The sequence below is a fragment of the Pseudomonas sp. 300 genome, from assembly GCF_055803035.1.
Genome location: NZ_JAVLRV010000002.1, coordinates 2324639 through 2337583 on the forward strand (window position 1 = coordinate 2324639; position 12945 = coordinate 2337583).

The window sequence follows — 12945 nt, forward strand, 5'->3', positions numbered from 1 at the left end:
ACAAAAATAAATCCGGAAAAACAAAAACCGGGGCACTTGGCCCCGGCTTCCGTCAACGGAACGCTTAAATGCGTTCGAAGACGGTGGAGATGCCTTGGCCGAGACCAATGCACATGGTGGCTACCCCAAGATTGCCGCCATTTTGCTTCATCACGTTCAGCAAAGTGCCGGAGATACGCGCACCGGAGCAACCGAACGGGTGACCCAGGGCGATCGCGCCGCCGTGCAGGTTAACCTTCTCGTTCATCTTGTCGAGCACTTTCAGATCTTTCAGCACTGGCAGGGCCTGTGCGGCGAAAGCTTCGTTGAGCTCGAAGAAGTCGATATCGTTGATGCCAAGGCCCGCGCGCTTCAGTGCTTTTTGTGTGGCCGGTACTGGACCATAGCCCATGATTGCCGGATCCACACCTGCCACTGCCATCGAGCGAATCACTGCCAGAGGCTGGATGCCCAGGTCTTGTGCACGCTGCGCCGACATCACGATCATGCACGACGCACCATCGGTGATCTGCGACGAAGTACCGGCTGTCACGGTGCCGCCTTTCGGGTTAAACGCTGGCTTCAATGCCGCCAGGCTTTCCAGGGTGGTTTCCGGACGAATGGTTTCGTCGTAGTCGAACAGTTTCAGGAAACCGTTCTCGTCGTAGCCCTGCATCGGGATGATTTCGTCTTTGAACTTGCCTTCCACAGTCGCCTTGTGGGCGAGCTGATGGGAGCGCACGCCGAAAGCGTCCTGCTGCTCGCGAGTGATGCCGTGCATTTTGCCCAGCATTTCAGCGGTCAGGCCCATCATGCCCGAGGCTTTCGCCGCGTACAGCGACATGTGCGGGTTTGGATCGACACCGTGCATCATGCTCACGTGGCCCATGTGCTCGACGCCGCCGACGACGAACACGTCACCATTGCCGGTCATGATCGCTTGAGCAGCGGTGTGCAGAGCACTCATGGACGAGCCACACAGACGGCTGACGGTCTGACCGGCAGCGGTGTGCGGGATCTGCGTCATCAGCGACGCCATGCGAGCGATGTTCCAGCCCTGCTCCAGGGTCTGGTTGACACAGCCCCAGATCACGTCTTCGACTTCGTTCGGGTCGACCTTGACGTTACGTTCCAGCAATTTGCTGATCAGGTGTGCCGACATATCTTCAGCACGGGTGTTGCGGTGCATGCCGCCCTTGGAGCGGCCCATCGGAGTACGACCGAAGTCGACAATCACGACGTCTCTTGGATTCAAGCTCATAAAATTTCACTCTCGCTCAAAAGTTGGGACGCTTAACCGAAGAACCGCTGGCCGGTCTTGGCCATTTCACGCAGTTTTGCGGTCGGGTGGTACAGCGCGCCCAAATCAGCGTACTGGTCAGCCAGGGCAACGAACTCGGCAACACCGATCGAATCGATGTAGCGCAGCGCACCACCACGGAATGGAGGGAAACCAATACCGTAGACCAGACCCATGTCGGCTTCGGCAGCGGTTTCGACGATGCCGTCTTCCAGGCAACGCACGGTTTCCAGGCACAGCGGGATCATCATCCAGTTGATGATGTCTTCGTCAGTGACTTCGCGCTGTTCGAAAACGATTGGCTTGAGCACTTCCAGCACCGACGGGTCGGCCACTTTCTTCTGCTTGCCCTTCTTGTCGGTCTCGTAGGCGTAGAAACCCTTGCCATTCTTCTGGCCCAGGCGCTTGGCTTCGTAGAGCACGTCGACAGCCGAACGGCGGTCGTCTTTCATGCGGTCCGGGAAGCCTTCAGCCATGACGTCGCGACCGTGGTGGCCGGTGTCGATGCCGACCACGTCCATCAGGTACGCCGGACCCATTGGCCAGCCGAATTTTTCCATGACCTTGTCGATACGGACGAAGTCCACACCGGCGCTGACCAGCTTGGCGAAACCGCCGAAGTACGGGAACAGGACGCGGTTGACCAGGAAGCCCGGGCAGTCGTTGACGACGATCGGGTTCTTGCCCATTTTCTTGGCGTAGGCAACGGTGGTGGCAACGGCCAGTTCGCTGGACTTCTCGCCACGAATCACTTCAACCAGCGGCATCATGTGCACGGGGTTGAAGAAGTGCATGCCGACGAAGTTTTCCGGACGCTTGAGGGCCTTGGCCAGCAAGGTGATGGAAATGGTCGAGGTGTTGGACGCGAGGATGGTGTCCTCTTTGACCTTGTCTTCCACTTCGGCCAGCACAGCCTGCTTGACCTTAGGGTTCTCGACGACCGCTTCAACCACCAGGTCAACGTGACCGAAGTCGCCGTAGGACAGGGTCGGACGAATGCCGTTGAGCACTTCAGCCATTTTCGCCGCAGTCATGCGACCTTTATCAACGCGGCCGACCAGCAGCTTGGCGGCTTCAGCCAAGCCTTGCTCGATGCCGTGCTCGTTGATGTCTTTCATCAGGATCGGCGTGCCTTTGGACGCCGACTGATAAGCGATACCGCCGCCCATGATGCCGGCGCCCAATACAGCAGCCTGCTTCACGTCTTTGGCGATTTCGTCGTAGGCCTTGGCCTTTTTCTTCAGTTCCTGATCATTCAGGAACAGACCGATCAAGCTCTGCGCGGCAGAGGTCTTGGCCAGTTTGACGAAACCGGCAGCTTCGACTTCCAGCGCTTTTTCGCGACCGAAGTTCGCCGCTTTCTGGATGGTCTTGATGGCTTCAACGGGCGCCGGATAGTTCGGGCCAGCCTGGCCAGCCACGAAACCTTTGGCGGTTTCGAAAGCCATCATTTGCTCGATGGCGTTCAGTTTCAGCTTTTCCAGCTTCGGCTGACGCTTGGCCTTGTAGTCGAACTCGCCAGAGATGGCGCGCTTGACGAGCTCCAGAGCGGCTTCCTGCAGTTTCCCAGGTTCAACCACCGCATCGACGGCGCCGACTTTCAGCGCGTCTTCAGGACGGTTTTCCTTGCCGGAGGCAATCCACTCGATGGCGTTGTCGGCACCGATCAGGCGCGGCAGGCGCACGGTGCCACCGAAGCCCGGGTAGATGCCCAGTTTGACTTCCGGCAGACCAATCTTGGCCTTGGTGGACATGACGCGGTAGTCCGCCGCCAGGCACATTTCCAGACCGCCACCCAAGGCGATGCCGTTGATCGCGGCGACAGTCGGGACGTTGAGGTCTTCGAAATCGCTGAAAATTCTGTTGGCTTCGAGGTTGCCAGCGACAAGCTCTGCATCAGGCAGCTTGAAGTTCTCGACAAATTCGGTGATGTCGGCGCCGACGATGAACACGTCTTTGCCGCTGCTGACGATCACACCCTTGATCGAAGCATCTGCCTTGATGGTGTCAACGGCCTGACGCAGTTCGTTCAGGGTTAGACGGTTGAACTTGTTGACGGACTCACCCTTGAGGTCGAATTTCAATTCGACGATGCCACTTTCAAGAGCCTTAACCGTGATGGCTTTACCTTCGTAAATCATCAACTGATCTCCACGATATGGAAGCTGAACAGTACACGTCGGACGCAGGCGAATGGCTTGGCAGGGACGTTTATCGTCGATGCTACGCCAATCCACCCGACACACCCGCCAACGCGATAGTCGGGATTCTGTAGGAGCGGTCTGAAATACAAACGCTCAATTCATACGCCCGTTTGATTTGGGTACGTCACCTTCACGGAATTTCCGACAATTGTCAATCGCCCAAAATACGGGTTGAAACGCGACTTTCCGGTCATTTCCGTAACACGAAGACCTGCAACACGCGGCTGCATGTGAGGCCATTCATAAGATCAATAGTTAGAAAAGTCGCCCTAATTCACCGCAGCCTTTGTTTAACGGGCTACGCTGACGGGAGTTTTGAGGAAAAATATGAACGCGTCGGCGAATGCCCGGCGTAAGATCAGCCACATCGAATTACCGGCCTGCCTGGCCAACTCCAGCCCGATGTTGAATGTCGGGCTTTTTATTGCCTGCGAATCTGCCAACGCCCTGTAGGAGCCCGCTTGCTGGCGATCCAGACAACGCGGATAACGAGGAAAACCGCGTGTCGTTCATCGCCAGCAAGCCGGCTCCTGCAGGATCGGGTTCAGGCGAGGTCCTTGAGGGTGGCGTCGATTTGTTGCAGGACGGATGCGTCGCCCTTCTCGCCCCAATACAACGTGATCATTTGCTTGTCCGCTTCGACCTTGTAGACGTTGGCCGGCAACTTTTCGAAATGAATCAGCAACGCCGGCTCCTCGCAGACCTCCTGCCACTGATTCACCCACACACCCGGCGACTTCTGCCAATAAGTCCAGCAAGAGGGCTGACTGCCGCGACGCGGTCGATGGTATTGCGCGCAGGGGCTCGGCGGTTCCTGGCTCAGCCAGTGCGGCCACTCTTGAGGAGCCAGTTGCATGGCCAGCCCGATGCGTCGCGCCTCCATGCGCAGGGCCATGCGCCCGCTCTGCCCACGGGACGGTCGCAGCCATGCCAGCGGACTCAACACCACCAACAGGATTGACACCACTATCCAGACCGTCATATCTGTACTCCCGATTCTTGATGAGCGCTTTGGGTCACTTTGAAAACAATGCGCTTGAAACCAGCCATACTTACCAATATTGCATCCTCAGGAGGAGCACCTCATGCCCTACAACCACATTCTGGTCGCTGTAGACCTGACCGAAGAGTGCGACCCTGTCATCCACCGTGCTCGCGAATTGTCGGTGAGCAACGGCGCGAAATTGTCCCTGGTGCACATTGTCGAACCCATGGCCATGGCCTTTGGCGGCGACGTGCCGATGGACCTTTCCCAGTTGCAACAGCAACAGTTCGATCAGGCAAAGGAACGTCTTGACCGGCTGATCGTGAAGTACCCGGAACTGTCCAAAGAGTACAGCCACCTGACCTACGGCCAGCCACGCCAGGAGATTCATCACCTGGCCAAAGAGCAGACCTGCGACCTGATTGTGGTGGGCAGCCATGGCCGGCATGGCCTGGCATTGCTGCTGGGCTCCACCGCCAACGACGTGCTGCACGGTGCGCCTTGCGATGTGCTTGCGGTGCGCCTGCAAAACAAAAGCTGATAAAGATTTTGTGGGAGCCGGCTTGCTGGCTCCTACAGAAGGATTATGTTGCATACGAAAAGCCCGGCGCTCATCACTGAACGCCGGGCTTTTTTATTGCTGGATCAATCAGGCGTCCAGCTCGGCCCAACGCTCGACCATCACGTCGTGCTCAGCCTGCAACTGCTCAAGCTGAGCGATCACCGCAGCCGTCTCGGCAACAGGACGCTGATAGAAGCCACCGTCCGCCATCTGCGCTTCAACGGCCGCGATCTGCTGTTCCATGGCTTCGATCTGGCCCGGCAACATTTCCAGCTCACGCTGCAATTTGTAGCTGAGTTTCTTCTTCGCCACGGGTGCTTCGACCGCCGCCGCAACCGGTGCAGCTTCAGCCGTCACGACCGCCGACGTCAGGTCGGCTTTGCCGGATTTGCTCTCGGTCACGCCCAACAGGCGCGGCGAGCCGCCCTGACGCAGCCAGTCCTGGTAACCACCGACGTATTCGCGAACCTTGCCTTCACCTTCGAAGACCAGGGTGCTGGTCACCACGTTGTCGAGGAATGCCCGGTCGTGGCTGACCATCAGCACGGTGCCGTTGAAGGTCAGCAGGACCTCTTCCAGCAGCTCGAGGGTTTCCACGTCGAGGTCGTTGGTCGGTTCGTCGAGGACCAGCAGGTTCGCTGGTTTGCTGAACAGTTTCGCCAGCAACAGGCGAGCGCGCTCACCACCCGACAGCGCCTTGACCGGCGTGCGAGCACGCTGCGGGCTGAACAGGAAGTCGCCGAGGTAGCTCAGCACGTGGCGGCTTTGACCATCGATATCGATGAAGTCGCGACCTTCGGCCACGTTGTCGATCACGGTCTTTTCCAGGTCCAGCTGATGGCGCAACTGGTCGAAGTACGCCACGTCGATGCGCGTGCCCTCTTCCACTTTGCCGCTGGTGGGTTGCAGGCCGCTGAGCATCAGCTTCAGCAACGTGGTCTTGCCGGTACCGTTGGCACCGAGCAAACCGATACGGTCGCCGCGCGTCAGGACCATCGAGAAATCCTTGATCAGGAACGGACCGCCCGGGTGGGCGAAACTCACGTTCTCAAGGACCATTACCTGCTTGCCGGACTTGTCGGCGGTGTCCAGCTGAATGTTGGCCTTGCCGGTGCGCTCACGACGTTCGCTGCGCTCGACGCGCAGGGCTTTCAGTGCGCGGACACGGCCTTCGTTACGGGTGCGACGGGCCTTGATGCCCTGACGGATCCAGACTTCTTCCTGGGCCAGCTTTTTGTCGAACAGCGCGTTGGCGGTTTCTTCAGCGGCCAGCGAGGCTTCTTTGTGCACGAGGAAACTGGCGTAGTCGCCGTTCCAGTCGATCAAGCCACCGCGGTCCAGCTCCAGAATACGAGTCGCCAGGTTTTGCAGGAAAGAACGGTCGTGCGTGATGAACAGCACGGCGCCCTGGAAATCCTTCAACGCCTCTTCGAGCCAGGCGATGGCACCGATGTCCAGGTGGTTGGTCGGTTCGTCGAGCAGCAGCAGATCCGGCTCGGAAACCAGCGCCTGCGCCAGCAGGACGCGGCGACGCCAGCCACCGGACAATTCGGCGAGGGTCTTGTCGGCCGGCAACTGCAGACGGCTCAAGGTGCTGTCGACCAGTTGCTGCAAACGCCAGCCGTCACGGGCTTCGAGGTCGTGCTGGACGTGCATCAGCTTGTCCAGGTCGGCGTCGGTGACGATGTTCTGGCTCAGGTGGTGATACTGCGCGAGCAGCTCGCCAACACCGTCCAGGCCTTCAGCAACCACGTCGAACACGGTCCGCTCGTCGGCTACCGGCAATTCTTGCGGCAACTCACCGATCTTGAGGCCGGGTGCGCGCCAAACGGAGCCTTCGTCGGGCTTCTGGTCGCCCTTGACGAGCTTCATCATGCTGGACTTGCCAGTGCCGTTGCGGCCGATGATGCACACCCGCTCACCACGGGCGATCTGCCAGGACACCTTGTCCAACAACGGCATAGCGCCGAAAGCAAGGGACACATCGCTGAATTTGAGCAGGGTCATGAGCTTCTCCAAAAACCGGGCGCGCATTCTACCTGACTTGAGGCTTCAGAAGGCCGGCAATTTCACCTTCGGGGCACTCTGCATGACAAATGTTGCGAACTGATGCTGACTGGCCCGCAAAGCTTTCGCCCGCTGCTGGCAAAAGGCTAAGCTACAGTTAATTCAGTGTTGGCACCGTCAACGCTTGTCATGATTTCTCTGTTCGGACGTCTCATGCGCAGCCGCCTTTTTGGTCTTTTATCCTGCTTTCTACTTTCTGCCACAGCCATCCAAACAGCACAGGCGGTGGACCTGTCTACCCAGCGTCAATATTACGATGAAGCCAAGCGCGCCCTGGCCAAGGGTGATACCGGTCCCTACTTCCGTTACAGCCAGGCGCTTCGTGATTACCCGCTGGAGCCTTACCTTGCGTATGACGAACTGACCGCGCGTCTGAAAACCGCAAGCAATGCCGAAATCGAGAAATTCCTCGCCGAACACGGCGACCTGCCGCAAGCCAACTGGATGAAACTTCGCTGGTTGCGCTGGCTGGCCGATCGCGGCGACTGGGCGACTTTCGTCAAGTACTACGACCCCAAGCTCAATTTCACCGAACTGGACTGCCTGAACGCGCAGAATCAGATCGCGCGCAACCAGAAGACCGAAGGTTATGCCAACGCCGAAAAACTCTGGCTGACCGGTAAATCGCTGCCTGGGGCGTGTGATGGCTTGTTCGGGATCTGGGCCGCCGAAGGCCAACTGACCGAGCAGAAACGCTGGGAACGCACCAAGCTTGCCGCCCAGGCGCGCAACTATCCGCTGGCCAACAGTCTGGTCAACGGCCTGACCACCCTCGCTCCGCGCGGTCGCTTGTTGGTGGATGTGGCGCAGAAACCTGAACTGCTCAATCAGCCGTCGCGCTTCACCCCGGCCGATGAGCCGATGTCTGACATCGTCAGCCTCGGCTTGCGCCGCCTGGCCAAGCAAGACCCGGACAAGGCGATGGCATTGCTCGACGGTTATGCCAGCAGCATGCACTTCTCCCGGGACGAAAAAGTCGCGATCGCCCGGGAAATCGGCCTGACCCTCGCTCGCCGCTTTGATAGCCGGGCGCTGGATGTGATGACCAAGTACGACCCGGAATTGCGCGACAACACCGTGTCTGAATGGCGCTTGCGCCTGCTGTTGCGCCTGGCCCGCTGGGACGATGCCTATCAGTTGACCCGCCGCTTGCCACAAGACCTGGCGACCACCAATCGCTGGCGCTACTGGCAGGCCCGCAGCCTGGAGCTGGCGCAACCGCAGAACCAGGAGGCGCAGACGCTTTACAAAGGCCTCGCCCGTGAGCGTGATTTCTACGGTTTCCTCGCCGCCGACCGCTCGCAGCTGCCGTACTCGCTGAACAACAAGCCGCTGGTACTTAGCCAGGCGCTGATCAACAAGGTGCGCAACACGCCGGGTGTACGTCGCGCCCTGGAATTCCACGCACGCGGGCAGATCGTTGATGGTCGTCGCGAGTGGTATCACGTCAGCCGCCACTTCAATCGTGACGAAATGGTCGCCCAGGCGAAACTCGCGTATGACCTGAAATGGTACTTCCCCGCGATCCGCACCATCAGTCAGGCGCAGTACTGGGACGATCTGGACATCCGCTTCCCGATGGCCCACCGCGAAACCCTGGTGCGCGAAGCCAAGGTCCGGGGCCTGCATTCGAGCTGGGTATTCGCCATCACCCGTCAGGAAAGCGCCTTCATGGACGACGCCCGCTCCGGCGTCGGCGCCAGTGGCCTGATGCAACTGATGCCCGGCACCGCCAAGGAAACCGCGCGCAAGTTCAGCATTCCCCTGGCCTCGCCGCAGCATGTGTTCGATCCGGACAAGAACATCCAGCTCGGCGCCGCGTACCTGAGCCAGGTGCACAGCCAGTTCAACGGCAACCGCGTCCTCGCCTCCGCCGCCTACAACGCCGGCCCGGGTCGCGTGCGCCAGTGGTTGCGCGGCGCGGATCACCTGAGCTTCGACGTCTGGGTGGAAAGCATCCCGTTCGACGAAACCCGCCAGTACGTGCAGAACGTGCTGTCGTACTCGGTGATCTACGGCCAGAAGCTCAACTCGCCACAGCCGTTGGTGGACTGGCATGAGCGTTATTTTGACGATCAATGATTGTCAATTGAGGCACTGACAAAAATGCCCGCATTGAGAAATGCGGGCATTTTTTATGATGATTGACTTGGATGGTTACTGGGTCGGGACGGGGCCGGTTACGGGGTCTGCCGAGGCATTACGCCCATCATTGAACTGCAACGCCGCCAGCCGCGCATACAGCGCATTGCTCGCGATCAACTCCTGGTGGGTGCCCACCGCCACCAGTTTCCCCTGATCCATCACCGCGATCCGGTCGGCGTTTTTAACCGTGGCCAAGCGGTGGGCGATGACCAGCGTGGTGCGGTTTTTCATCAGGCTGGGCAAGGCCTGCTGGATCAAGTGTTCGCTTTGGGCGTCGAGGGCGCTGGTGGCTTCGTCGAGCAGCAGGATGGGCGCGTCCACCAGCAGCGCTCGAGCGATGGCCAGGCGTTGGCGCTGGCCGCCGGACAAACCGAGACCGCCGTCGCCGAGGTGAGTCTGGTAGCCGTTAGGCATCGCCTCGATAAAGTCATGGGCGTAGGCAATCTTCGCCGCTTCCCGGACCTGTTCCAGCGTCGCTGTCGGGTTGCCGTAGCGGATGTTCTCTTCAATGCTGCCGAAAAACAGCGCAGGGTTTTGCGAAACCAGCGCAAAGCAACGGCGCAAGTCGAGCGGATCGAGTTGAGTCAGCGGCACGCCGTCGAGCAGGATGCGGCCTTCGGCCGGGTCGTAAAAACGCAGCAGCAAGTCATACACCGTCGACTTGCCCGCACCGGAAGGCCCGACCAGCGCAAGGGTTTCGCCAGCCTTGACGGTCAGACTCAAGCCATCGACGGCGTAGCTTTCAGGACGCGACGGGTAGGAAAAACGCACATCCTGCAGAACCAGGTTGCCCGCCACCCGCTCGGGCAACGTCACCAGTCCGGTCGCCGGTGGCTGGATAATGTTTTCCGAGCGCAGCAATTCGGCAATCCGCTCGGCGGCACCGGCCGCGCGCTGCAGCTCACCAATGACTTCACTCAACGTGCCGAACGCGCTGCCGACAATCAGGCTGTAGAAGACGAACGCCGCCAGTTCACCCGCAGAAATCCGCCCGGCCATCACATCCATGCCGCCCACCCAGAGCATCACGCCGACCGCGCCCAACACCAGCACGATCACCAGGGTAATCAGCCAGGCGCGCTGGAAAATCCGTTTACGGGCGGTGTTGAACGCCTCCTCCACGGTCACGGCAAAACGCTGTTCGTCCTGAGCCTGGTGATTGTAGGCCTGCACGGTTTTGATCTGGCCCAGGGTTTCGGAAACATAACTGCCGATATCGGCAATCCGGTCCTGACTCAGGCGCGACAGGCTGCGTACCCGCCGGCCGAAAATCAGGATCGGCGCAATCACCAGCGGCAAGGCGATCACCACGATGCTGGTGAGTTTCGGGTTGGTGATAAACAACAGGATAATCCCGCCGATCACCATCAGCAGATTGCGCAGGAACAGGGACAGCGAAGAGCCGATCACTGATTGCAGCAGCGTGGTATCGGCGGTCAACCGCGACTGGATTTCGGAGCTGCGGTTGTCTTCGTAAAATCCGGGATGCAGGTAAACCAGATGGTTGAACACCTGACGGCGGATGTCGGCGACTACGCGCTCACCGATCCATGACACCAGGTAGAAACGCGCGAATGTGCCGATCGCCAGGCCCATCACCAGCACCATGAACAAACCGATCGTCTGGTTGAGCAGATGCGGGGACTGGGTCATGAACCCCTGGTCCACCAGCAAGCGAATCCCCTGCCCCATGGACAACGTGATGCCAGCCGTAACGATCAGCGCGAGCAAGGCACCAAAGGCCTGCCAACGATAGGGTGCGAGAAAAAGACTGGTCAGGCGAATCGCGCGACGGTGACGGGCAGAGAGCATCGGGTTCATCCAGTTACGCAATTGATGGGGCCAGCCAGAGGGTTCAATGGGGTTGAACTCTGTAAATCACAATGAGTCAGGTTAATTATGACCGCGATGACCAGGTCCTAGACGCTATTGATCTAAAGTCCGGGTGGCAACATTTGGGGATTTCTGGTGGACTGGTGTTGCCGCCCTGAAAAGATCGCAGGGAGTTGTCATAGCCCGGTCACCTGGCGGTTTTACAGTAAGCACACACCTGAAGAGGAGACAGGCCATGTCCTTGCAAAATAGCAGCGATGACAAGATTCAAGTGATCCGCACACAGCCAGATCAGTCTTTGGGTTGCTCAATCATTGACGAAAAAGGCCGCGAAGTACCGATCACTGAAGACATGATCCAGGACGCTTGCCGCGAACTGGAAAAGCGATTGGTCAAGCCTGCCAAACAAGATTGATATAGCCACCGTCTTCTTGACCCGGCCCGGATGGCCGGGTTTTTTGTGGGTGCATTTTGAGGGTGCTGCGCACCCTATCGCGAGCAGGCTCGCTCCCACAGTAGATCTTCAGTGAATGTGGACTCTGCATACGCCTGAGAATACATGTTGGAGCGAGCCTGCTCGCGATTGGGCCAACTGGTTTTTCAGACAGCCGAAGCGCCCAGCGCCGCCACGATCTTGCGCAACTCCGGCGAATCCCCTTCGATCCGCACCTGCAGCCCATCAATCTCCCGCCGCGATGGATAGTTCTTGCGCAGCCCGTCAAACGCCGCACGCTGCTCGCTCACACTGCCGACAAGACTGCGGCGGAAATCCGCGTCGTCGCGGCGCGGGTCGTACACGCCACGGCACAACATCGCCAGCGCCCAGGCAGGATCGCTTTCAGCGTTCAAGGTCACTTGCGACAACCACGGTGCCGGCAGCAAATCGCTCAAGCTGACCTGCGCCGTTTGCCCGAGAAAATCGCAATACGCCTGATAGATCTGCGCCGTCCCGCGTTGTTTGCCGTCGAGGCTGTAACCGGCAATGTGCGGTGTCGCCAGCACGCAGAGGTCGGCCAGTGCCGCGTCGACCTCGGGCTCGCCTTCCCAGACATCCAGCACTGCTTGCAGGTCTTCGCGCTGCAGCAACACTTCGCACAGGGCAGCGTTGTCCACCACCGGGCCACGACTGGCATTGATCAGCCAGGCGCCGGGTTTGAGCTGATTCAAACGGTTCTTGTCGAACAGATGCCAGGTCGATCCGGCACCGTGTTTTTTCAACGGTGTGTGCAGGCTGATGACATCACACTGCTCGAGGATTTGCTCAAGGCTGACAAAATCACCCCCTTCAGCCGCTTGCCGTGGCGGATCGCAGACCAGCACGTTCCAGCCCAGCCCTTGCAGAACCTTGACCAACCGCCCGCCCACTTCGCCGGCACCGATCACGCCGTACGTACGCCGGGTAAGATCGGCACCTTCGATTTCCGCAAGCGTCAGCAAACTGCCCAGCACGTAGTCGACCACGCCACGGGCATTGCAGCCGGGGGCGCTGGACCAGGTGATGCCGGCCCGCTGAAAGTAATCGAGGTCGAGGTGATCGGTGCCGATGGTGCAAGTGCCGACAAAGCGCACCTTGCTGCCTTCGAGCAGCGCGCGATTGACGTTGGTCACCGAGCGCACCAGTAACACATCGGCCTGTTCGACGGTGGCGCGGTCGATTGAACGTCCCGGCACCCGGCGGATTTCACCGAAACCTTCGAAGAAGGCATCGAGCAGCGGAATATTTTCGTCGGCAACAATCAGCATGGCAGGCTCCTTTGGCGGATCGGCAGTGTAGGCGCAGAAGCCTGTGGCGGGCCAGCGGGCATTAACCACCTCAGACATGAAGCCACCACTCAGGAGATGCGAACACCGCGAGTCGATGCTTACAAAT

General features: G+C 59.4%; 9 protein-coding genes. 3 read left to right on the forward strand and 6 right to left on the reverse strand.

Features of this window, described 5'->3' with window-relative positions; all coding sequences use genetic code 11:
* Positions 1 to 64 precede the first annotated feature (64 nt).
* The 3 genes from fadA to Q7W83_RS17180 form a co-directional block, all read right to left on the reverse strand.
* Positions 65 to 1240 (reverse strand): acetyl-CoA C-acyltransferase FadA, encoded by a 1176-nt coding sequence (gene fadA / locus Q7W83_RS17170; RefSeq protein WP_150631614.1) that lies wholly within the window; start codon positions 1238 to 1240, stop codon positions 65 to 67.
* A gap of 32 nt (positions 1241 to 1272) precedes the next feature.
* Positions 1273 to 3420 (reverse strand): fatty acid oxidation complex subunit alpha FadB, encoded by a 2148-nt coding sequence (gene fadB / locus Q7W83_RS17175; protein ID WP_150631615.1) that lies wholly within the window; start codon positions 3418 to 3420, stop codon positions 1273 to 1275.
* 607 nt (positions 3421 to 4027) lie between these two features.
* A complete protein-coding gene (locus Q7W83_RS17180) occupies positions 4028 to 4465 on the reverse strand; it encodes a hypothetical protein (RefSeq protein ID WP_150631616.1) in 438 nt (145 codons plus the stop codon).
* A 103-nt stretch (positions 4466 to 4568) separates the two neighbouring features.
* Here Q7W83_RS17180 and Q7W83_RS17185 point away from each other — a divergent pair, with 103 nt between their 5' ends.
* Positions 4569 to 5009 (forward strand): universal stress protein, encoded by a 441-nt coding sequence (locus tag Q7W83_RS17185; protein ID WP_008028495.1) that lies wholly within the window; start codon positions 4569 to 4571, stop codon positions 5007 to 5009.
* 108 nt (positions 5010 to 5117) lie between these two features.
* Here Q7W83_RS17185 and Q7W83_RS17190 read toward each other — a convergent pair whose 3' ends face one another.
* Positions 5118 to 7037 carry an ATP-binding cassette domain-containing protein gene (locus Q7W83_RS17190; protein ID WP_150631617.1) on the reverse strand — a complete coding sequence of 640 codons (1920 nt, stop codon included), beginning with the start codon at positions 7035 to 7037 and terminating at the stop codon, positions 5118 to 5120.
* A 213-nt stretch (positions 7038 to 7250) separates the two neighbouring features.
* On the opposite strand from Q7W83_RS17190, the gene Q7W83_RS17195 reads away from it, so the two are divergent.
* Positions 7251 to 9179: a transglycosylase SLT domain-containing protein gene (locus tag Q7W83_RS17195; protein ID WP_150637490.1), complete on the forward strand. Its 1929-nt coding sequence runs from the start codon at positions 7251 to 7253 to the stop codon at positions 9177 to 9179.
* Between the two features lie 75 nt (positions 9180 to 9254).
* Here the strand turns inward: Q7W83_RS17195 and Q7W83_RS17200 are convergent, their stop codons facing one another.
* Positions 9255 to 11063, reverse strand: a complete 1809-nt coding sequence (locus Q7W83_RS17200) for an ABC transporter transmembrane domain-containing protein (protein WP_191623681.1) — start codon at positions 11061 to 11063, stop codon at positions 9255 to 9257.
* A 247-nt stretch (positions 11064 to 11310) separates the two neighbouring features.
* Between Q7W83_RS17200 and Q7W83_RS17205 the strand changes: the two genes are divergently transcribed.
* Positions 11311 to 11490, forward strand: coding sequence for a PA1571 family protein (locus tag Q7W83_RS17205; protein ID WP_150631620.1), 180 nt, complete (start codon positions 11311 to 11313; stop codon positions 11488 to 11490).
* A gap of 185 nt (positions 11491 to 11675) precedes the next feature.
* Here Q7W83_RS17205 and pdxB read toward each other — a convergent pair whose 3' ends face one another.
* Positions 11676 to 12818: a 4-phosphoerythronate dehydrogenase PdxB gene (pdxB, locus tag Q7W83_RS17210; RefSeq protein ID WP_150631622.1), complete on the reverse strand. Its 1143-nt coding sequence runs from the start codon at positions 12816 to 12818 to the stop codon at positions 11676 to 11678.
* Positions 12819 to 12945: the final 127 nt, after the last annotated feature.

Coding starts and splice junctions, on each gene's coding strand:
- Q7W83_RS17180 (WP_150631616.1), bottom strand. CDS start 4,465: ATGACGGTCTGGATAGTGGTGTCAATCCTGTTGGTGGTGTTGAGTCCG.
- Q7W83_RS17195 (WP_150637490.1), top strand. CDS start 7,251: ATGCGCAGCCGCCTTTTTGGTCTTTTATCCTGCTTTCTACTTTCTGCC.
- Q7W83_RS17190 (WP_150631617.1), bottom strand. CDS start 7,037: ATGACCCTGCTCAAATTCAGCGATGTGTCCCTTGCTTTCGGCGCTATG.
- fadA (WP_150631614.1), bottom strand. CDS start 1,240: ATGAGCTTGAATCCAAGAGACGTCGTGATTGTCGACTTCGGTCGTACT.
- pdxB (WP_150631622.1), bottom strand. CDS start 12,818: ATGCTGATTGTTGCCGACGAAAATATTCCGCTGCTCGATGCCTTCTTC.
- Q7W83_RS17205 (WP_150631620.1), top strand. CDS start 11,311: ATGTCCTTGCAAAATAGCAGCGATGACAAGATTCAAGTGATCCGCACA.
- Q7W83_RS17200 (WP_191623681.1), bottom strand. CDS start 11,063: ATGAACCCGATGCTCTCTGCCCGTCACCGTCGCGCGATTCGCCTGACC.
- fadB (WP_150631615.1), bottom strand. CDS start 3,420: ATGATTTACGAAGGTAAAGCCATCACGGTTAAGGCTCTTGAAAGTGGC.
- Q7W83_RS17185 (WP_008028495.1), top strand. CDS start 4,569: ATGCCCTACAACCACATTCTGGTCGCTGTAGACCTGACCGAAGAGTGC.